This is a genomic window from Paenarthrobacter nitroguajacolicus (genome assembly GCF_051027655.1).
Taxonomy (GTDB): Bacteria; Actinomycetota; Actinomycetes; order Actinomycetales; family Micrococcaceae; genus Arthrobacter; species Arthrobacter nitroguajacolicus.
Map to the genome: position 1 here is coordinate 2,784,148 of NZ_CP073234.1, position 19,808 is coordinate 2,803,955.

Annotated in this window: 20 protein-coding genes and 1 tRNA gene; 6 read left to right on the forward strand and 15 right to left on the reverse strand. The window is 61.6% G+C overall.

All coding sequences use genetic code 11. The features are described from left to right. Positions 1–103 precede the first annotated feature (103 nt). The 6 genes from KCX59_RS13240 to KCX59_RS13265 form a co-directional block, all read right to left on the reverse strand. Positions 104–898 carry an IclR family transcriptional regulator gene (locus KCX59_RS13240; protein ID WP_091468065.1) on the reverse strand — a complete coding sequence of 265 codons (795 nt, stop codon included), beginning with the start codon at positions 896–898 and terminating at the stop codon, positions 104–106. 222 nt (positions 899–1,120) lie between these two features. Continuing rightward, positions 1,121–1,411, reverse strand: coding sequence for a hypothetical protein (locus KCX59_RS13245; RefSeq protein WP_091468068.1), 291 nt, complete (start codon positions 1,409–1,411; stop codon positions 1,121–1,123). Between the two features lie 109 nt (positions 1,412–1,520). Further along, positions 1,521–1,596, reverse strand: a tRNA-Val gene (locus KCX59_RS13250). A 66-nt stretch (positions 1,597–1,662) separates the two neighbouring features. Further along, entirely contained in the window at positions 1,663–2,619 is a 957-nt protein-coding gene (locus KCX59_RS13255) for an NAD-dependent protein deacetylase (protein WP_179017825.1), read from the reverse strand. After that, complete coding sequence (locus KCX59_RS13260; protein ID WP_179017824.1) at positions 2,616–3,119, reverse strand: peroxiredoxin; 504 nt, start codon at positions 3,117–3,119, stop codon at positions 2,616–2,618. The genes KCX59_RS13255 and KCX59_RS13260 overlap by 4 nt, the downstream gene beginning before the upstream one ends. After that, complete coding sequence (locus KCX59_RS13265; protein ID WP_026005795.1) at positions 3,116–3,535, reverse strand: DUF3052 domain-containing protein; 420 nt, start codon at positions 3,533–3,535, stop codon at positions 3,116–3,118. The genes KCX59_RS13260 and KCX59_RS13265 overlap by 4 nt, the downstream gene beginning before the upstream one ends. A 380-nt stretch (positions 3,536–3,915) precedes the next feature. On the opposite strand from KCX59_RS13265, the gene aceE reads away from it, so the two are divergent. The 6 genes from aceE to KCX59_RS13295 all read left to right on the forward strand — a co-directional run bounded on the left by aceE (position 3,916) and on the right by KCX59_RS13295 (position 11,945). Further along, the gene (aceE, locus tag KCX59_RS13270) at positions 3,916–6,702 is read left to right on the forward strand and encodes a pyruvate dehydrogenase (acetyl-transferring), homodimeric type (RefSeq protein WP_434122452.1); all 2,787 of its coding nucleotides are present in this window, start codon (positions 3,916–3,918) and stop codon (positions 6,700–6,702) included. Positions 6,703–6,894: 192 nt separating this feature from the next. Next, complete coding sequence (locus KCX59_RS13275; RefSeq protein WP_179017252.1) at positions 6,895–8,139, forward strand: PucR family transcriptional regulator; 1,245 nt, start codon at positions 6,895–6,897, stop codon at positions 8,137–8,139. 88 nt (positions 8,140–8,227) lie between these two features. Beyond that, complete coding sequence (locus KCX59_RS13280; protein ID WP_178997597.1) at positions 8,228–9,157, forward strand: ACP S-malonyltransferase; 930 nt, start codon at positions 8,228–8,230, stop codon at positions 9,155–9,157. Then, positions 9,154–10,215 (forward strand): beta-ketoacyl-ACP synthase III, encoded by a 1,062-nt coding sequence (locus tag KCX59_RS13285; protein WP_091468082.1) that lies wholly within the window; start codon positions 9,154–9,156, stop codon positions 10,213–10,215. The genes KCX59_RS13280 and KCX59_RS13285 overlap by 4 nt, the downstream gene beginning before the upstream one ends. 118 nt (positions 10,216–10,333) lie before the next feature. After that, positions 10,334–10,579 carry an acyl carrier protein gene (locus KCX59_RS13290; RefSeq protein WP_011692310.1) on the forward strand — a complete coding sequence of 82 codons (246 nt, stop codon included), beginning with the start codon at positions 10,334–10,336 and terminating at the stop codon, positions 10,577–10,579. 130 nt (positions 10,580–10,709) lie between these two features. Beyond that, positions 10,710–11,945 (forward strand): beta-ketoacyl-[acyl-carrier-protein] synthase family protein, encoded by a 1,236-nt coding sequence (locus tag KCX59_RS13295; RefSeq protein WP_179017251.1) that lies wholly within the window; start codon positions 10,710–10,712, stop codon positions 11,943–11,945. A gap of 113 nt (positions 11,946–12,058) precedes the next feature. Here the strand turns inward: KCX59_RS13295 and KCX59_RS13300 are convergent, their stop codons facing one another. From KCX59_RS13300 to lepB (KCX59_RS13340), 9 genes are all read right to left on the reverse strand, one after another. Beyond that, positions 12,059–12,562, reverse strand: a complete 504-nt coding sequence (locus KCX59_RS13300; RefSeq protein ID WP_018776197.1) for a DUF3145 domain-containing protein — start codon at positions 12,560–12,562, stop codon at positions 12,059–12,061. Between the two features lie 235 nt (positions 12,563–12,797). Further along, the gene (locus KCX59_RS13305) at positions 12,798–13,724 is read right to left on the reverse strand and encodes a tyrosine recombinase XerC (protein WP_179017250.1); all 927 of its coding nucleotides are present in this window, start codon (positions 13,722–13,724) and stop codon (positions 12,798–12,800) included. Positions 13,725–13,786: 62 nt separating this feature from the next. After that, positions 13,787–15,019 (reverse strand): DNA-processing protein DprA, encoded by a 1,233-nt coding sequence (gene dprA / locus KCX59_RS13310; protein ID WP_179017249.1) that lies wholly within the window; start codon positions 15,017–15,019, stop codon positions 13,787–13,789. Next, positions 15,016–16,557, reverse strand: coding sequence for a YifB family Mg chelatase-like AAA ATPase (locus KCX59_RS13315; RefSeq protein WP_179017248.1), 1,542 nt, complete (start codon positions 16,555–16,557; stop codon positions 15,016–15,018). The genes dprA and KCX59_RS13315 overlap by 4 nt, the downstream gene beginning before the upstream one ends. Continuing rightward, the gene (locus KCX59_RS13320; RefSeq protein ID WP_091468094.1) at positions 16,557–16,922 is read right to left on the reverse strand and encodes a YraN family protein; all 366 of its coding nucleotides are present in this window, start codon (positions 16,920–16,922) and stop codon (positions 16,557–16,559) included. The genes KCX59_RS13315 and KCX59_RS13320 overlap by 1 nt, the downstream gene beginning before the upstream one ends. A gap of 114 nt (positions 16,923–17,036) precedes the next feature. Next, positions 17,037–17,381, reverse strand: a complete 345-nt coding sequence (locus KCX59_RS13325; RefSeq protein ID WP_026005632.1) for a DUF2469 domain-containing protein — start codon at positions 17,379–17,381, stop codon at positions 17,037–17,039. Positions 17,382–17,449: 68 nt separating this feature from the next. Continuing rightward, positions 17,450–18,220, reverse strand: coding sequence for a ribonuclease HII (locus KCX59_RS13330; RefSeq protein WP_179017247.1), 771 nt, complete (start codon positions 18,218–18,220; stop codon positions 17,450–17,452). A gap of 17 nt (positions 18,221–18,237) precedes the next feature. Next, the gene (gene lepB / locus KCX59_RS13335; protein WP_179017246.1) at positions 18,238–19,110 is read right to left on the reverse strand and encodes a signal peptidase I; all 873 of its coding nucleotides are present in this window, start codon (positions 19,108–19,110) and stop codon (positions 18,238–18,240) included. Continuing rightward, positions 19,111–19,788 carry a signal peptidase I gene (gene lepB, locus KCX59_RS13340; protein ID WP_179017245.1) on the reverse strand — a complete coding sequence of 226 codons (678 nt, stop codon included), beginning with the start codon at positions 19,786–19,788 and terminating at the stop codon, positions 19,111–19,113. Between the last annotated feature and the right edge of the window lie 20 nt (positions 19,789–19,808).

Consider the following 19,808-nt stretch of genomic DNA (forward strand, 5'->3'; position numbering starts at 1 on the left):
TAGTGATGGCATCACCGCCAAGATCACTATGATGAACAGCGTACAGCTTGTTGAACGCGCTGCCAAGGTTGTAATCAGATTTATTTAGACCGTTTGAAGGGACCTAACCCATGGGGTTACCCAGGGAACGCGCCAATTCCTTAAGTTCCTTGACCATGAGGGCGCCCTGCTCCTCCGAGTAGGTGGCCTTAAGCGCTGTCACCGACAGGCCAAGGCTTGGGCCATGCGCCCCGTGGGTAGGGACCGGCACGGCCAGGCAGACTACGCCTACCGTGGACTCCTCATCCTCGAAGGCGTACCCCTGCTTGCGGATGGTGGAAATCTGGGCCTTGAGCTCCTCCGCAGTCTTGAGGGAGTTCGCGGTCATGGTGGGCAACTCCATGCCATCCGGGAACATCGCGTCGATATCGTGGTCGTGAAGCTGTGCAATCAGGGCCTTGCCGACGCTGCAGAGCGAGACAGGCATCTTGTCGCCGATGTTGGACGTCAGCCTGACCGCTGGATGGCCCTCGTACCGTGCCAAATAGATGACATGGTCGCCATCGAGCATCGCAATTCTCACAGTCTCTCCCGAGAGCGTAGGCGCTTGCTCGCAGTATTTGTAGAACTCCTGCACCTCGTCCAGGCGACTGAGGTATGCAGCTCCCAGTTCCACAAGCTTCCTCCCTAAGGCAAAGTCGGCACCTTGGCGGGTAATGAGCCGCGCTTCTTCCAGCGCCAATAGCAGGTTGGACGTGGAGGACTTGGGAATTCCGAGTTCACGCGAGAGATCACTCAGCGTCAGTCGGCCCGTAGGCGACTCGGCCAGCACCTCCAACACGGCTGCAGCGCGGGTGACGGCAGGCGCCGGCGACGAAGCGCCCAGCCCTTCGGAACGGGAGGTGCGGGAATCGGCCATGATTCTCCTTCGACATCGCAATTAGACTGTTCATTCTGCTGAACAATACTCATCATAGTGGAATAGGGGGCGCCTCAGCAGGGTGAGTTGGGCCCAACGCGGCGTCTCCGGTGAGACCGTACTTTCCAAACCAAAAAGTTCTCTGTATATTCATCTTCGAGCTCTCCACCGCGGCATCCCCCAATAGTCGTGGTGGAGAGCTCATCCATTTCCGGCGTCAGCCTAAGCAGCAGCGAGTTCCTCGCCCCGGAGGCGCCAGCCCCCACCAGTTCCGTCCCTCACCAGTTCCCAGGTAGCGATGCCGGACCGTGGGTTGCTCCCCAGACGGACCTGGACCTGCCAGACTTCAATATCAACCCGCCCTTGCCCCCTGGGCATCCGGCGGGACTGCTCCCACCAGGCGACCCGCTCAAACCACCGCACTGGTTCCACCACCATGCGCCACTCCCGGCCGCCCCTCATGATGACCGCCGGGGCGCCTGGCTCAACTGTGACGATGTGTACGTGCTCCATGGAAGAAACCGTAGGGTGCAGGTCTGACATTCAAGATCGCGGGCAGCTGGAAGGAAGCAAACAAAAACCCCGCCCTCCAAGCCTTTCGACTTGAATGACGGGGTTTTCCTGGTGGGTCCTACCGGGATCGAACCGATGACATCCACGGTGTAAACGTGGCGCTCTACCAGCTGAGCTAAAGACCCAAACCGCGGCTTCCGTGCTTCGTAACTTCCTCCGCGCTTCAACCAACGAACAATGACTCTACATGATCAACCGCCCGAAACACCAATCGGCGCAGGAGCTTGTGGAAGATCCGGCAAGGAGCGCGCAAGGTAGTCCAATGCGCCGCTGACTCCCAGTTCCAATTTCACTTGAGCAAAGTCGTCGCCGCGGGTAGTTCCCCGGTTGATGATGACCACTGGTTTTCCCGATTTTGCGGCGTGGCGCACGAACCGCAGTCCGCTCTGAACCGTCAGCGACGATCCCGCCACCAAGAGGGCGTCCGCGTTATCCACCATCTCGTAGGCGCGGGCCACCCTATCCTTGGGGACGTTCTCACCGAAGTAGACAAAGTCCGGCTTCAACGTCCCACCGCAAATGGGACAGACCGCCATCACGAACGAGGTAATGAGCTCGTGGTCCTCAACTGTTGCGTCAGCGTCCGGAGCCATCTCTACTACACCGGACTCCAGTGCCGCCTCCAGGAAACCAGGATTGATTTCTTCAAGGATTGCTGCGATCAAGCGCCGGGTGAAGGTGTGTCCATTGCTGAGGCAAACCACCTGGTCGAATCGGCCGTGCAAGTCCACCACGTTGATGCTTCCGGCGTCCTCATGGAGCCTGTCAACATTTTGTGTAATGAGACCGGACAACAGGCCGCGACGTTCCAGAACCGCGACTGCCTTATGGCCGGCATTAGGATCGGCATGCCTGAGGTGGGACCAACCGATGTGGTTCCGCGCCCAATAGCGCCGCCGGTTTGCCTCACTTCCCACGAACTCCTGGTAGGTCATGGGGTTCCGGGGCGCAGAACCGGGCCCACGGTAGTCAGGAATCCCTGAATCAGTGCTCAACCCGGCTCCGGTGAGTACAGCTAAGCGCTTCCCGCTTAGGAGATTCCCGGCAACTTCGAGCGCCTGCAACTCTTCGGGGTCAAGTTGCCCTACGGGCGCGGATGGCATGCTGGCAAATCCAGTCATGCCGACTCCGGGCCTGGGATGGTTCATGACGGCTGGTCCGCCAAAGACGACAACGCCCGGCGATACTCGGCAAAGTCCCTCGCTTGGCCGCGGGGATTGACAACGACATAGCGGATGACACCTGTAGCGTCGATGATGAACGTCCCCCTTAGGGCCATTCCACTCGCTTCATCGAAGACGCCGTAGTCCCGTGCCACGGCCCCATGCGGCCAGAAGTCCGCCAAGAGGTCGAAGCCAAAGTTCTCATGCTCCGCGTAGGCCCGTTGTGCGAACTTACTGTCGACGGACAGCGCCAGTACCGTTGCATTCGAATACTTGAAGTCCGCGATGTTGTCGCGAATCTCACAGAGTTCGCCGGTGCAAATGCCGGAGAAAGCAAAGGGAAAGAACACGAGGACAACATTGCGGCCCCGGTAGTCCGCCAAACGGACAGGCTCGCCGTACTGATTCAGCAGTTCAAAATCCGGTGCAAGCTGCCCCGTTTCAGGAACGAGCACCTGGGTCGGAGCCTGGTGGACTGCTGTCACTTGTTCTTCTTGGGCACCAAACGCGTGGCGCTCCAGTCCTTTGAGACCCCTGCCGATGTAGTCAGGTGTAGTCCTGAAGTGGGGGCGGCATCCTGGATGTCTGCAGGAGAAACGTAGTTGTCACGGCCTGACTTTGGCGTCAGTACCCAAACAACCCCGCCTTCCTTCAGGTTGGTGAGCGAATCCATCAGGGCATCAACAAGGTCACCGTCGCCATCCCGCCACCAGAAAACAACAGCATCCACGACGTCATGATCATCTTCATCCAACAACTCGGAGCCTGTGACATCTTCGATGTCGTCACGCAAGTCGAAATCGACGTCGTCGTCGTAGCCGCGTTCCTGAATCAGATCCCCATCTTTGAAACCCATTCTTTCCGCCACATTTACCGATGTGGCGGCGTCGGCCTCGCTCACGTTTCCTCCTTTTGCAGTGACTTCCATTACTAACAGCCAACACCCTTTGGGCGTGTGCTTCAAGCTATTGTCCCAGCCAGCGGCCATATTCCGCATTCCACACGGTGTTTCGACGCCAAGAGGATTGCGTGCTTTGCGTCACGGAGGCCGCGGGAGTGTGACATACAACGCCCCCAGGCGCCCACGGCTACGCATCGCGACGCCGCGAAAGCTAGAGTGGCCATGAGCGCTACGGCTGCAGGGCGACCGCCCCGAGAAGTTCCACAGGCAGCCAAGCGCTCACAAGACCTGCCCGGCGCATCCGACCGGGCTGTTGAAACAGAGATGTCGCACACGACGCGTTCACGACGGGCAGTTACCCTGCCGGACTTGAGGCGCCGATGCATGCGCCTAAAGGAAGGTTGGACGTGGCTGCAGGAGAAGAGACCTCACACATCCTCAGCGGGTTGACTGCCCAGCTGCCTGATCGTGATCCGGAAGAGACCGCGGAGTGGATTGAGTCCCTTGATGCGTTGATCGCGGAGCAGGGTACCGAGCGTGCCCAGTACATTATGCGTTCGTTGCTGCAACGTGCCGGTGCGAGGTCGGTGGGTGTGCCGATGGTGACGACCACTGATTATGTGAACACGATCCCGGTGGACCAGGAAGCTGCGTTCCCGGGGAACGAGGAGTTCGAGCGCCGGTACCGGGCGTACATGCGGTGGAACGCCGCGGTGATGGTTCATCGTGCGCAGCGTTCGGATATTGGTGTCGGCGGGCATATCTCCACGTATGCCGGTGCCGCGACGTTGTACGAGGTGGGTTTCAACCACTTCTTCCGCGGCAAGGACCACCCCTCGGGCGGGGATCAGGTGTTCTTCCAGGGCCACGCCTCGCCGGGCATGTACGCCCGGGCGTTCATGGAAGGCCGTCTCACGGAAGAGGATCTGGACGGGTTCCGTCAGGAAAAGTCCAAGGCCGGTCATGCCCTGTCCTCGTACCCGCACCCGCGCCTGATGCCTGATTTCTGGGAGTTCCCGACCGTGTCGATGGGTATCGGCCCGATGAACGCGATCTACCAGGCCCAGTCCAACCGGTACCTGCAGAACCGTGGCATCAAGGACACCTCCGACCAGCAGGTCTGGGCGTTCCTGGGCGACGGGGAAATGGACGAGCCCGAGTCCCGTGGCCTGCTCCAGCTCGCCGCGAACGAGAACCTGGACAACCTGAACTTCGTGATCAACTGCAACCTCCAGCGCCTGGACGGACCGGTCCGCGGTAACGGCAAGATCATGCAGGAGTTGGAGGCGTTCTTCCGCGGTGCGGGCTGGAACGTGATCAAGGTCGTCTGGGGCCGGGAGTGGGACTCCCTCCTGGAAGCCGATAAGGACGGGGCGTTGGTGAAGATCATGAACGAAACCCCCGATGGTGACTACCAGACCTACAAGGCCGAGTCCGGCGGGTTCGTTCGTGAACACTTCTTCGGCAAGTCCCCGCAGACCAAGGACATGGTCGCGGACCTGGACGACGAGCAGATCTGGGGCCTCAAACGCGGCGGCCACGACTACCGCAAGGTCTACGCCGCGTACAAGGCAGCGACCGAGTTCAAGGGCAAACCCACCGTGATCCTGGCCAAAACGGTCAAGGGCTACGGCCTGGGCCCGCACTTCGAAGGCCGTAACGCCACGCACCAGATGAAGAAGCTGACCATGGACGACCTCAAAGCCTTCCGTGACCACCTCCGCATCCCGATCAGCGATGACCAGCTCGACGCTGACCTTTACCGGCCCCCGTACTACCACCCCGGCATGGACGCCCCGGAAATCAAATACCTGATGGAACGCCGCGCCGAACTCGGCGGGTTCGTGCCCGAACGACGCCGCACCCACACCCCCGTGACCCTCCCGGACGCCAAATCCTACGAAGTGGCCAAACGCGGGTCCGGGAAACAACAAGCCGCCACCACCATGGCCTTCGTCCGTTTGTTGAAGGACCTGATGCGGGACAAGAACTTCGGGGCCCGGTTCGTGCCCGTCGTCCCCGACGAATCCCGGACCTTCGGCATGGACGCGTTCTTCCCGACCGCGAAAATCTACAACCCCAAAGGCCAGAACTACCTCTCCGTGGACCGCGACCTCGTCCTGGCCTACAAAGAATCCCCCGCCGGCCAACTGATCCACCCCGGCATCAACGAAGCCGGCGCCGTCGCAGCGTTCACCGCCGCCGGCACCGCGTACGCCACCCACGGCGAACCCCTGGTCCCGATCTACGTGTTCTACTCCATGTTCGGCTTCCAACGCACCGGCGATTCCTTCTGGGCCGCCGCGGACCAAATGACCCGCGGCTTCATCATCGGCGCCACCGCAGGACGAACCACCCTCACCGGCGAAGGACTCCAACACGCCGACGGACACTCCCCCATCCTGGCCTCCACCAACCCCGCCGTGAAAACCTACGACCCCGCCTACGGCTACGAAATCGGCCACATCATCCGCCACGGCCTCGAAGAAATGTACGGCGAGAACAGTATTGATCAGAACGTGATGTACTACCTCACCGTCTACAACGAACCCATCACCCAACCCGCCGAACCCGAAAACCTCGACATCAACGGGCTCCTCAAAGGCATCTACCGCCTCGCCCCCGCTCCCCAAAGCGACGGCACCACCGGGAACCGGCCCACCGCGAACATCCTCGCCTCCGGCGTGTCCGTACCCTGGGCCCTCGAAGCCCAACGGATCCTCGCCGAAGACTGGAACGTCGCCGCCGACATCTACTCCGTAACCTCCTGGAACGAACTCCGACGCGACGGACTCGCCGCCGAAGAACACGCCTTCCTGAACCCCGGCCAACCCGCCCGCACCCCGTTCATCACCGAACAACTCGCCGGCACCACCGGACCCGTCATCGCCGTGTCCGACTACATGAAAGCCGTCCCCGACCAAATCCGCCAATTCATCCCCAACGACTTCGCCTCCCTCGGAGCAGACGGCTTCGGCTTCTCCGACACCCGCCAAGCCGCACGCCGCTACTTCAAAAACGACACCCACTCCATCGTCGCCAAAACCCTCCAACTCCTCGCCGCCAAGGGAGAAGTTGAAGCAGGTGCGCTGGAAAAGGCGATCGAAAAGTACCGGCTTCTGGATGTGAACGCCGGCACCACCGGCGGAGCAGGCGGCGACGCCTAACTGTTCGTCGGGTAATTCGCGGCAAAAGCAGCGACAGCAATATCCGCGACGGCGGCTTTCACCGAAAGGTGGGGGCCGCCGTCGGGGGTTAAACGGGTTAGGTCATACATGCCAAGGACGTGACCAGCAACAACACGAGTTGTAGCCTTCTCACAAATGGAGCTTGCCCGTGATGGGCCGTATGCTCGTTCCATGGCAGAGCCGAGCAAAACAACCACCAAGCGCAAGGCAGCATCCCAGGCATTGTCACCCGAAAAGGCTGAAACCCTTCGGCAACTCCGCGCCAACGTGGGCCAGCTGTCCACCAGCACCATGCGCCAGCTCGAGAAATCGCTGCCCTGGTATGGCCGCCTGAGCTCCGATGAACGCTCGGCCTTGGGCCTGGTGGCCCAGAACGGCATCGCGGCCTTCGTGACGTGGTACGAACGGCCCAGTTCGCCGTCGTGGATCCTCACAGACGTCTTTGGCAACGCCCCCACGGAACTGACTCGTTCCATCAGCCTGCAAAAGGCCCTGCAGCTGATCCGCATCGTGGTGGAAGTCGTCGAGGACCAGGTGCCCGTAATCGCCCCGGAATCGGACCAGCCGTCACTCCGGGAAGCCGTACTGCGCTATTCACGGGAAGTAGCTTTCGCGGCCGCTGATGTTTATGCGCGGGCTGCGGAATCCCGCGGGTCCTGGGATACGCGGTTGGAAGCGTTGATCGTTGACGCCATTTTGCGAGGCGAGAACACCGATGCGTTAAGGTCCAGGATCGCAGCCCTTGGCTGGAAAGCGCAGGAGCGATTCACCGTGATGGTGGGAAATTCGCCGTCGGAGCCCAGCGCCAGCTATGTCAGCGAGCTTCGCCGTACCGCCGGCCGCTTCGCCGAGGACGCACTGGTGGGAATCCAGGGCGACCGGCTCATCTTGATCCTTGGCGGGGTGCAGGACCGCGACACCGCCTATGTCAAGCTCAGTGAGCTCTTTGCACCAGGGGCTGTGGTTTACGGCCCGGAAGCAGGCTCGTTGCTTGAGGCGAGCAGTTCCGCCCAAGCGGCATTCGCAGGGCTGACCGCAGCCCGTGCATGGCCGTCCGCGCCACGGCCTGTTGCTGCGGACGACCTCCTCCCCGAGCGTGTCGTTTCCGGTGACGACGCCGCGCGCAGGTCACTGATCAAGAACATTTACAGGCCCCTGCTGGCGGCCTCAAACGGGCTCGTGGAGACCCTGGGCACGTACTTGGAGCTCGGCCACTCGCTGGAAGCCACGGCACGCGAACTATTCGTCCATGCCAACACCGTGCGCTACCGTTTGAAGCGTGTCTGCGATGTGACAGGCTGGGATCCGCTCCTCCCCAGGGAGGCGTTTGTGCTGCAAACGGCGTTGGTGGTGGGCCGCCTTTCGGCCCAACCGAAAGCCGCCGCCGAACGTCACTCGTCACGTTCACAGAACTGAACCGTTGTAGACTTCCTACAAACTGACCCAGTGAGCTTGGTGTACCAAAACACCAGTGGATCACGTGGCAATTTGGAAAGCTGGATACGTGCTTGCAATCGTCTGCCCTGGACAGGGCTCCCAGACCCCCGGATTTTTGGCCCCTTGGCTGGAACTCCCCTCCGTCGAAGGCCAATTGGCCGTACTGAGCGAAATCGCAGGCATTGACCTCAAGGCCCACGGAACCACCTCGGATGAAGAGACCATCAAGGACACTGCCGTAGCGCAGCCATTGATCGTCGCCGCCGGCCTGGTTGCTGCCAAGTCCTTGTTCGATGTCGAACTCAGCACCCTTCCCGTCATCCTCGCCGGGCACTCGGTGGGCGAAATCACGGCCTCAGCCCTCGCGGGCGTCCTCACCGAGGCCGAGGCCATGAGCTTCGTTCGGGAGCGGGCCAACAGCATGGCTGCAGCAGCCGCAGTGACCCCCACGGGCATGAGCGCCGTTGTGGGCGGAGACCCGGCCGAGGTCCTGTCGGCAATTACTGCCGCGGGTGCCACACCAGCCAATGTCAACGGCGCGGGACAAACAGTCGCTGCAGGTACCTTCGAGCAACTCAAGGCCTTGGCGGACAACCCGCCAGCGAAGGCCCGCGTCATACCCCTCAAGGTGGCCGGCGCTTTCCATACTTCCCACATGGCACCGGCAGTCAGCGCCCTTGAGGCCCTCAAGCCGTCCCTGTCGCCGCGAAACCCGGCAGTTCCGCTGCTGTCGAACTACGATGGCAAGGAAGTCACAGAAGGGTCTGCCGCCGTCGAAAGCCTGATCGCGCAGGTCTCACGCCCGGTCCGCTGGGATCAGTGCATGGAAACCCTCGTTGAACGCGGCGTCACCGGTGTGATCGAACTTGCCCCTGCCGGCACGCTCGCAGGGCTCGCCAAGCGCGGGATGCCCGGCGTCAAGACGGTTGCTGTCAAAACCCCGGAGGATCTCTCCGCGGCTCTTGCACTCTTTGCTGAATTGGAGGGGCAGGCATGAGCACTCCAGTACTCAACAAGGCTGCTGTCAACGAGAATGCACGCATCCTGGGCATCGGTGCCTACCGGCCGGACGTCATCGTCACAAATGACGACGTGTGCCAGTGGATTGATTCCTCGGACGAGTGGATCCGCCAGCGCACCGGCATCATCACCCGTCATCGTGCAGCCGCGGATGTCAGCGTGATCGACATGGCCGAAGGCGCCGCACGTGAGGCACTCAAGCAGGCAGGAATTGAACCGTCCCAGCTGGGTGCCGTCATCGTGTCCACCGTGACACACCCCTACGCGACTCCTTCCGCTGCCGCTGCGCTTACCGACCGATTGGGCGCGACGCCGGCACCGGCCTTCGACATCTCGGCCGCCTGCGCAGGGTACTGCTACGGCGTGGCCCAGGCTGATGCCCTTGTCCGTTCCGGCGCTGCCGAGTACGTTCTCGTGGTCGGCGCCGAGAAACTCTCAGACGTCATCGACAACCACGAACGGACCATCTCGTTCCTCCTCGGCGACGGCGCCGGCGCTGTGGTGGTCGGCCCGTCCGACACCCCTGGCATCGGACCTTCGGTCTGGGGCTCCGATGGCAGCAAGTGGGACGCGATCGGGATGACCCACTCCTTGGAAGACGTCAAGAAACTCGGCGAATCTGCCCGCCACTCGGACGAAATCGACGACCCCGCCATCCTCTCGGCGACTCAGGACGTTTGGCCCACCCTGCGCCAGGACGGCCAGACCGTTTTCCGCTGGGCAGTCTGGGAAATGGCTAAGGTAGCCCAGCAGGCTTTGGATGCCGCCGGCATCGAAGCCAGCGACCTCGCTGCTTTCGTTCCCCACCAGGCCAACATGCGCATCATCGACGAGATGGTCAAGAAGCTCAAGCTTCCCGAATCTGTTGTCATCGGCCGCGACATCGCCCAGGCGGGAAACACGTCGGCGGCATCCATCCCCTTGGCAACGCACCGCTTGCTTCAGGAGAATCCTGAGCTGAGCGGCGGCCTGGCACTGCAGATCGGTTTCGGTGCCGGACTGGTCTTCGGCGCCCAGGTTGTGGTTCTGCCGTAGACCAGGACACGTCCCGGCTACCACCAGCCAACTGAATACGACTTACATACCCAAGCCGCAACCCGCGGTTTGCCCCCCTTTCCGGCAGTAGCCGGTACAACAAGAAAAGGAGCCAACAATGGCTAGCAACGAAGAGATCCTGGCCGGCCTGGCTGAAATCGTCAACGAAGAAACGGGCCTTGCAACCGAAGCCGTGGAGCTGGACAAGTCCTTCACCGAGGACCTGGACATCGACTCCATCTCGATGATGACCATCGTCGTCAACGCTGAAGAGAAGTTCGGCGTTCGCATCCCGGACGAAGAGGTCAAGAACCTCAAGACCGTCGGCGACGCCGTCAGCTTCATCGCCAACGCACAGGCCTAGTCCTGACACCAGCTGTGCCGGGCCAGGATTCCTATCCTTGCCCGGCACAGCCGCAGTAACACCCATAGATTTTCATGCCTCCCCCTGTGAACCGCGCATGCGGGATGGCTATCCGACAGAGAGTGATCGCATGGCACGCAAAGTAGTCATAACCGGTCTGGGGGCCACCACTCCCATCGGCGGCGACGTACCCACAATGTGGCAGAACGCGCTGAAAGGGGTCTCCGGCGCCCGCACGCTCGGCGACGAGTGGGTGGCCAAGTACGACCTCCCCGTCCACTTTGCTGCCCGGGCCTCGACGCCGGCACTTGAGGTCCTGAGCCGCGTAGAGGCCAAGCGCATGGACCCCTCCACCCAGTTTGGTGTCATTGCAGCCCGTGAGGCTTGGTCCGACTCGGGGATTCAAGAAATCGACCACGACCGCCTCGCCGTGGCATTCGCCACAGGCATCGGCGGTGTCTGGACGCTCCTCGATGCTTGGGACACGCTCAGGGACAAGGGCCCCCGCAGGGTCCTGCCCATGACCGTCCCCATGCTCATGCCCAACGGTGTGGCAGCGGCAGTCAGCCTCGACCTCGGCGCCCGGGCCGGCGCGCACACTCCGGTCTCGGCCTGCGCTTCCGGCACCGAGGCCCTCCACCTTGGCTTGGACCTGATCCGGTCCGGCAAAGCAGACGTTGTGGTTTGCGGTGGCGCTGAAGCTGCCATCCACCCGATGCCGCTGGCCGCCTTCTCTTCCATGCAGGCCTTGTCCCGTCGCAATGACGAGCCGGAGCGCGCCTCGCGCCCCTACGACATTGATCGCGACGGTTTCGTCATGGGCGAAGGTGCCGGTGCGCTGGTACTGGAAGCCGAGGAGCACGCCATCGCCCGCGGCGCGCGCATTTATGCCGAGCTCGCCGGAACGTCCGTGACAGCAGACGCTTACCACATCACAGCACCGGACCCTGAGGGTCTGGGCGCTACCCGCGCACTGAAGGCCGCTATGTTCGATGGGCGGATCCAGGCGGAGGACGTGGTCCACGTCAACGCGCACGCTACCTCGACTCCTGTTGGCGATAAGCCCGAGTACACGGCCCTGCGCGCCGCTCTGGGGACCCACGTGGACAACGTGGCAGTCTCCGCTACGAAGTCGCAAATGGGCCACCTCCTGGGCGCTTCAGGGGCCGTTGAAGCTGTTCTGACCGTACTTGCCGTCTACGAACGCAAGGCACCGGTCACCATCAACCTCGAAAACCAGGATCCTGAGATCCCACTCGATGTTGTGACGTCTGCCCGTGACTTGCCCAGTGGCGACATCGTGGCATTGAGCAACTCCTTCGGCTTCGGGGGCCACAACGCCGTCATCGCAGTCCGGAACGTCTAAGTCCGGCTTTCACCATTGCCTCGATGAGACATGAGAAGGGCCCCACCAACAGGTGGGGCCCTTCTCATTGCTATGGGAGACGCTTGTGAGTCAGTGCTCTGGATCGATTGCTGTTAACCGACTTGGTGCAACCAGCGCACGGGAGCACCTTCAGCTGCGTGGCGGAAGGGCTCAAGTTCCTCATCCCACGCTTCACCGAGCGCTAACGAGAGCTCGTGGTAAACCGCGGAGGGATCCCCTGCACCGGACTCATAGGCGTAGCGGATGCGGTCCTCCGTCACCATGATATTGCCGTGCACGTCCGTGACGGCATGGAAAATTCCCAGCTCGGGGGTGTGCGACCAGCGCGCTCCATCCACCCCTTGGCTGGGTTCTTCGGTCACCTCGTAGCGCAAATGGGCCCAACCCCTCAGGGCTGATGCCAATTGCGCTCCCGTACCGGGCGCCCCGGTCCACGACAACTCCGCCCGGAACATTCCTGGCGCAGCCGGTTGAGGGGTCCACTCAAGATCGGTTCGCTTATCCACGACCGATCCGATGGCCCATTCAACATGCGGGCAAAGGGCCGTTGGGGCCGAGTGCACGAACAAGACACCGCGGGTTGTTGCAACAGACATTCCATCCTCCATAGCTGTAGGTACGTCTTCCCCAACGACCTCTGCCTGGATGTTTTGCTGTTGCTGCCGGATGCCATGAAACTCATGCGGGCCCTGACAGGCTATTCAGTTTTTTGTACTACAGACGATATTGGCACAGATATAACCCTCAACCGTGAATTGAAGGTTTCCCCGTGGTGCTTTCATTTTGCCGTACGCTGCACTTTTCCGCCAGTGGCGCCCTTGAGGGGCATACTCAGGCCCTCGGGTGCGCTTGTTGGTAGCTCTTCCGGAGTCGGTCCACGGACACGTGCGTATAGATCTGTGTGGTTGCCAGGCTGCTGTGACCAAGGATCTCCTGAACAGCCCGCAAATCTGCTCCTCCATTCAGCAAGTGGGTGGCCGCGCTGTGCCTGAGTGCGTGCGGCCCTGTGGCGGATGTGTCGCCCAGCGCCTGCAGCAATTCGCTGACCACTGCCCGGATTTGGCGGGGATCAACGCGGTTGCCACGCACGCCCAGGAACAAGGCAGGTCCGCTCGTGGCTGTTACCACTGCCTGTCGACCCCGCCTGAGCCAATCGTCCACAGCAACAGCCGCTGGTACGCCGAACGGAACAGTGCGTTCCTTGTTACCCTTGCCCAGCACGCGGAGCGTACGACGATCAGGATCAAGGTCATCTATATCGAGCCCCGCTAGTTCCCCCACGCGGACTCCCGTCGCATACAAGAGTTCCACCATGGCCCTGTTGCGCAAAGCCATGGCGTCCCCGTCGGCGGCTGCAGAGTTCAGGTCATCCACCATCCGGGAGACCTGCTGTTGCTGAAGGACTCCGGGCAGGGACTTGTCCCGCTTGGGTGCCTGCAGACGGACCGCAGGGTCCGTCTGGATAAGTTCCTCCCGGAGCGCCCAGCCCGTGAACGACCTCGCGGTTGCGGCCCGGCGCGCCAACGTGGCCCGGGCCATGCCGGCCTCACTCTGCGCGCCAAGCCACCGACGCAGGGAGCCCAACTCCAATTCCCCAAGTTCCTTGACTCCTTCCTGCACGGCGAAGCCAAGGAGACTCTCGACATCGGCAAGGTAGGCACGGACTGTATGCGCAGACCTGGCACGTTCGCCCTCCAAATACCGCCGAAAGCCATCGACTGCATCTTGAAGGGGTGCTGGTAGCGATTGTCCGTCCACTCTTCACACTGTGCCAGTTACCAGCACAAAGAAGGTGCATCAACATGCTTCTCCTTGACGGACTAAGCATTTTTGACCCGTTTCCACCCTCCCCCTTCCGAGCCGGCCAAACCCAGCAACCCCAGCCGACCCAGGCCGGCCCGCACGGAATCCGCGCTCAGTCCTGCCACCACAGTCAGCTTTTCCACCGAGCTGGTGGACCGGAGAGGCAGTGCGTCCAGAAGAATGAGGTCCTCCAAGGACAGGCCATCGTGCACCGCTGCCCCTGAGTCCTTTTCCTCGCTTGTGGCTTCTCCTATGGCGCCGGCAAGCTCGGCAATTTCGCCAACGTCGGTAACACAGATTGCTCCCCCATCCCGGAGTAGGCGGTGACAGCCTGCCGAATTGGCACTGTGGATGGAACCCGGGACAGCAGCAACAACCCTTCCAATGGTTTCAGCATGGTGGGCTGTGTTGAGGGCGCCCGACCTCCAGCGTGCCTCCACTACCACCGTCACTGATGCCAAGGCGGCAATGATCCGGTTCCGTTGAAGGAACCTGTAACGGGTTGGAGCCGATCCAGGTGGTACCTCAGAGATGACAGCGCCTTGAATGGACACTGCGCGAAGAAGGTCCTCGTTACCCGATGGGTAGAAACGGTCCACACCTCCTGCCATGACTGCGATGGTGGGAACGCTGGCGACTCCGGCGCTCAAGGCTCCACGATGTGCGTGAGCGTCGATGCCATAGGCTCCACCGGAAACCACGGTATAACCGCGTTGCGCCAAGCCGTAAGCGAGATCACCTGTGACGGATGCTCCGTAATTGGTGCTGTCCCTGGAACCCACCAGGGCGATGGTTTGGCGGGCGGAGGGCAACTGCTGCTCCTGTCCCCGCCACCACAAACAAAGCGGCTCCTGGAGTCCCAGGTCTGCCAACTGCTCGGGCCACAAGTCATCACCGGGGATGATCAATCTCCCACCCAAACGACGCATGGTCTCCAAATCGCGGTCCGGCGCAAGGTCGGCGACGCGCGGTGCCCATCGCCGAAGGCTGGCCGGAAGTCCTGCCCACGACGATGCTCCTCCTCCGTCAACAAGCAATGACGAGATCTCCTGTTCCAAGGTTTGACCTGTTCTCAGCTCGCCGCTTGCAACCCCCAAGGCATCCACGGCGCCTACTGCCCTCACCAATGCGAGGCCTACGGAGTCCTGAGGTTCCATGAGCCGGGCCAATGCTGCCCTGGCTATGCGTTCTTTGTCTTGCTTCCCCAATTCGGCCACTGCTGTGAATCCCTTCGTGTCGGTATTTCTCATGTCGCAGCTGCAGCTTGGCGCAGGCCCAGTGCTTGGCCTATGTGATCCATGTCCGGCGTATCGCTGTGCGCGAGATCTGCCAACGTCCATGCCAACCGGAGGACGCGGTCGTAGCCGCGCGCAGTGAGGGTGCCCCGTTCCAGCGCAGTGTCCAGAATCCGAGTGGTCCCGGGAGGCAGCCGCAATTCACCCCGCAAGGTTCGCCCCGGCACTTGGGAATTCGTTTCAAGCCCCATGGCCAGCAGTCGCTCAAGCTGGCGTTCCCTGGCTGCCAATACACGTTCCGCGACGGTGCGGGTATCTTCTTCTTCACCCGCATGGCCGAAATCGGCCAAGAACACCCGTTCAACCTGCAATTGAATATCCACGCGGTCCAACAGCGGTCCTGAGATTCGTCCGAAATACCTGCGCCGCATCATTGCCGTGCACGTGCAGTCCATGCCTTTGCCGGAGGCTTTTCCGCAGGGGCAGGGATTTGCGGCAAGTATGAGCTGAAACCGTGCCGGGTATGCCGCAGTTCCCGCTGAGCGATGGATGACCAGCTCTCCGCTCTCCAGCGGTTGACGGAGGGCATCCAGTACCCGGCGCTCATACTCCGGGGCCTCGTCCAGGAACAACACGCCCCGATGTGCACGCGAGGCCGCCCCGGGCCGGGGAAGCCCTGAGCCTCCACCGATGATGGCAGCGGCGGTGGCACTGTGGTGCGGATTTTCGAAGGGCGGCCTGCGGACGAGCCGCACCGTAGACGACTGGACAGCGGCCAACGATCGGATAGCCGTAACTTCCATTGCCGCTGTATCGGCCAAATCCGGGAGCAAGCCCGGCAAACGCTCAGCCAGCATGGTCTTGCCGGCCCCCGGCGGCCCGGTCAGCAACATGTGATGACCCCCGGCGGCAGCTACCTCCAGGGCACGTCGCGCCTCGCCCTGCCCCGACACATCGCAAAGGTCCGGCATCGTGGCTGCAACATCGTCGTCCTCGTCCGGAGCATCGGCGTCCAAGGGGTTGTAATCGAGGGCGAGGTCCTTGGGATCGGCGCCAAAGTCGAAGGCAAGCCGAGCCAGCGTTTTATAACCGCGGACCTTTGCCCCGGGAACAAGGGCGGCCTCCACGGCGTTGGAGTCGGCCACCACAATATCCGGATAGCCAGCCTGAACAGCGGCCATCACGGCAGGAAGTATGCCCCGTACCGGCCTCAACCTGCCGTCCAAGCCAAGCTCCGCGATGAAGACGGTTCCACCAATTTCACGGATGTCGTTGGCGGCGCGGAGCACGGCCATGGTTATGGCGAGATCGAATCCAGAGCCCCGCTTGGGGAGGGAAGCCGGAATCAGGTTGGCCGTGATCTTCCGTCTGCTCAGCGGAATCCCGGAATTCTGCGCCGCAGATCGAATGCGTTCCTTCGCCTCATTCAAGGAAGCATCAGGGAGCCCAAGGATCACAAAGTTCGGAAGAGTTTGGCCAATGTCAGCTTCGACCTCCACGATGTAGCCGTTGAGCCCTACCAAGGCAACGCAGTAGCTGCGTCCGACCCCCATCAGCCGACTCCCCGCAGATGCTCCAGCTGCGGCTCACCGACGCCGCTATCGATCACGGACACGACATCGATGCGCCTCCGCGGGGCGTTGAGGTCGTGCTCCCGGCACCACGCCGATGAGAGCCGATGGAGACGGGCCAGCTTGGCCGCGTCCACCGCCTCAAAAGGATGTCCGTAATCCAGGCTCTTCCGGGTCTTCACCTCGGCAATTACCAAGGTGTCGCCCTCCAACGCCACAATGTCGATCTCGCCGTCCGGACACCGCCAATTGCGATCAACGATCCGCATTCCCTGGTTCTCCAGAAAACCGGCCGCCAGTGCTTCGCCGTTTCGACCAAGCAGGTCTTTTGCTCTCATGACCACCACCTCCGCTCACCAGCTTTCAGGCTGGTGGAAAGCGGCGGCAGAGACCTATGAAGCTATGTGGGTAAACCTGGCCAAAAGGTGGTTGTGGAGGACTACTCCAGGCAGAGGCAGGCGTTAGTTACCGAGATCTCCCAAATCCCCAAGTCCGCCATCCTTCGGCAGGGCCAGCTCCTCATTTCGCGGCAACTCTTCCACGTTGACGTCCTTGAACGTGATTACCCGGACGTTCTTCACGAAGCGGGCCGAGCGGTAAACGTCCCAAACCCAGGCATCCTGCAGGGTCAGGTCAAAATAGACTTCACCGTCCGCGCTGCGCGCCTGCAGGTCCACATGGTTGGCCAAGTAGAACCGCCGCTCGGTTTCCACTACATAACTGAACAGACCGACAACATCCCGGTACTCGCGGTAGAGCTGAAGCTCCATGTCGGTTTCATAGTTCTCAAGGTCCTCGGCGCTCATAGTTCCATCTTGCACTATCAGCCGGGCGGCCCGCGCCATGGAAGCCGAGAGCGCCGCTCAGGGTGACGTCAGAGGAGTTCCGGCCCAGTGAGGTTCCAACTCGTCCGGTGGTACGCGCTTGGGCCCTGCAGCCGGATCATTTCCCGGTGGGCAGAGGTGGCGTAGCCCTTGTTCTCGTTCCAGCCGTAGGCAGGAAGTTCCGAATGCAGGCCCACCATGATGCGGTCCCGGGCCACTTTGGCCAGGACGCTGGCTGCGGCAACACTGAGGCAACTCATATCGGCCTTGACCTTGGTATGGACAGGCGCTTCGCACCACGGTCCCGAGTCGGGCGTATCGAAGAGAGAGGCCTGAACCTCGGGCGACAACCAGTTGTGGCTGCCATCAAGCAGCACCGCATCAGGCGTAACGCCGCCAGCCAGGATCTCGAACCAGGCGCGGGTTCCGGCCAAACGGAGCGCCGCGATGATGCCGATCTGGTCAATCTCCCGGGACGATGCGTGCCCAACGGCGGAGGCCACGGCCCACTCCCGAACCAGTGGTTCCAGCCTGTCGCGATCCTCAGGCTTGAGCAGTTTGCTGTCCCGGACGTCAGCCAACAAGCCGTGGTTCTCGAGGTTGACCACGGCAATTCCCACACTCACAGGACCAGCCAACGCTCCCCGCCCAACCTCATCCACGCCGGCCAACAAGCGCACTCCGGAGGACAAGAAGGATCGTTCGACATCAAGGGTAGGGAAACCCACCGGGTTCTTGGCCTTGGTGGTGGATTTCGCCGTTGTCTTGGACGCGGCTTTGACCTTCGCCTTGCCCTTCGTGCCGCTAGCCGTTGTTGCCATTACTTTGCCGGGATGCCTTACTTTGACGAGGTGCTTTCAGGGACGTCACGGAAAACGTCCTGATAGTTATCGAGGATGGTCCAGCGGTTGATCGGCCAAGCGATGACCGTGGCCTTGCCTTCGACGTCCTCAATGTTAATGAAGCCGCCATTGACTTCCTGGTGCGCCCGGGAGTCCTCTGAGTGGTTTCGGTTATCGCCCATCACCCATACCTTTCCTTCCGGAACGACGACGTCGAACGTCATGGGCGAAGGCACTTCTGCCGGGTTGATATAGGTCTCGTTGACAGGCACACCGTTGATCGAAAGACGGCCCTCTGCATCGCAGCAGGAAACTCTGTCACCCGGGAGTCCGATGATGCGCTTAACAAGGTGTTGCTCATTGTCATCAGGAGCCAAACCTACGAACTCCAGACCATCTCCCACCCAGTCCATGGGCCCGGCCGGCTTCTTGGCCACGGGAGGCAACCAAGCCTGAGCATCCTTGAAGACCACAACATCCCCGCGCTCAAGATCGAATGGCCCGGGAACCAAGAGATTGATGAAGATGCGATCGTTGACGTCCAAGGTGCTTTCCATGGACTCGGAAGGAATGTAAAACGCCCTGAACAGGAAAGTTTTGAGAAGGAAGGACAGCACCAGCGCAATCGCCACCACTGTGACGATCTCCTTGACCCACACGAGCACCGGATTCTTGCGCGGCTTCTCTGCAGCGTGGGAGCCGCCTTCAGAATCACGGGAACGGGACTCGTCCGCGGCATGGCGTGAGCCGGATGTGACGCCGTCGACCTGGCGCGGCTCAGCCACACCGGCGGCGGCACTTGCCGTTCCGTCCGAGAGCCGGGCGTCGTCGTCGTGCCGCTCGGGATTCTCAGGAGCTTTGTCCGGCATTTACTGTCCGTTCTTCGATGATGTTTCAACCTTCGCTGAGCGAGGCATCTCTGCAAATCTATCAAGTGGCCAAACAATCTGGACCGGTCGCCCGATAACACGCTCGACCGGGACCATGCCGCCACCCGGCGCACCCAGTAGTCCACGGGAGTCAGCAGAACGCGAACGGTGGTCACCCATGAGCCATAGACGGCCATCAGGAACTACGACGTCGAATTTCTGCGTGCTGGGCTCATCCCCCGCATACAGATATGGTTCCTCAAGAATCTGACCATTGACCGTGAGATGCCCTGCTGCATCACAGCACTGGACGTGGTCTCCCCCGACCCCAATGACCCGCTTGACGTATGTCGTGTCACTGCCGGTGAGCCCGAACCATTGGCTTGCAGCCGACACCGCGTCAACGAATGGGCTCTGACCGCTGCTCAAGGGTGCGAAGGAACCGCGGCCGTCGAAGACCACAACGTCCCCGCGGCGGATCGGTTCTGCGCTGAAGGCAGTCCGCGAAACCAGGATCCTGTCCCCTTCAACGAGGAGGGGCTCCATGGACTCGGACGGAATGTAGTAGACATCCAGCCACAAGGACCGGACCAGGCCGCTGATCGCGACGGCCAGCACCAGTGCGAGCAAAACAAAACGCCAGCCCTGTTTACGGGGCTGGCGTTCTGTTGTGTCCATGACTCGCATCCCTGTTGCGT

Bases quoted from the DNA above. Each gene is read 5' to 3' on its own strand.
- KCX59_RS13240 (WP_091468065.1), bottom strand. From the start codon at position 898: ATGGCCGATTCCCGCACCTCCCGTTCCGAAGGGCTGGGCGCTTCGTCG.
- KCX59_RS13245 (WP_091468068.1), bottom strand. From the start codon at position 1,411: ATGGAGCACGTACACATCGTCACAGTTGAGCCAGGCGCCCCGGCGGTC.
- KCX59_RS13255 (WP_179017825.1), bottom strand. From the start codon at position 2,619: ATGAACCATCCCAGGCCCGGAGTCGGCATGACTGGATTTGCCAGCATG.
- aceE (WP_434122452.1), top strand. From the start codon at position 3,916: ATGCATGCGCCTAAAGGAAGGTTGGACGTGGCTGCAGGAGAAGAGACC.
- KCX59_RS13275 (WP_179017252.1), top strand. From the start codon at position 6,895: ATGGCAGAGCCGAGCAAAACAACCACCAAGCGCAAGGCAGCATCCCAG.
- KCX59_RS13285 (WP_091468082.1), top strand. From the start codon at position 9,154: ATGAGCACTCCAGTACTCAACAAGGCTGCTGTCAACGAGAATGCACGC.
- KCX59_RS13290 (WP_011692310.1), top strand. From the start codon at position 10,334: ATGGCTAGCAACGAAGAGATCCTGGCCGGCCTGGCTGAAATCGTCAAC.
- KCX59_RS13295 (WP_179017251.1), top strand. From the start codon at position 10,710: ATGGCACGCAAAGTAGTCATAACCGGTCTGGGGGCCACCACTCCCATC.
- KCX59_RS13300 (WP_018776197.1), bottom strand. From the start codon at position 12,562: ATGTCTGTTGCAACAACCCGCGGTGTCTTGTTCGTGCACTCGGCCCCA.
- dprA (WP_179017249.1), bottom strand. From the start codon at position 15,019: ATGAGAAATACCGACACGAAGGGATTCACAGCAGTGGCCGAATTGGGG.
- KCX59_RS13315 (WP_179017248.1), bottom strand. From the start codon at position 16,557: ATGGGGGTCGGACGCAGCTACTGCGTTGCCTTGGTAGGGCTCAACGGC.
- KCX59_RS13325 (WP_026005632.1), bottom strand. From the start codon at position 17,381: ATGAGCGCCGAGGACCTTGAGAACTATGAAACCGACATGGAGCTTCAG.
- KCX59_RS13330 (WP_179017247.1), bottom strand. From the start codon at position 18,220: ATGGCAACAACGGCTAGCGGCACGAAGGGCAAGGCGAAGGTCAAAGCC.
- lepB (WP_179017246.1), bottom strand. From the start codon at position 19,110: ATGCCGGACAAAGCTCCTGAGAATCCCGAGCGGCACGACGACGACGCC.
- lepB (WP_179017245.1), bottom strand. From the start codon at position 19,788: ATGGACACAACAGAACGCCAGCCCCGTAAACAGGGCTGGCGTTTTGTT.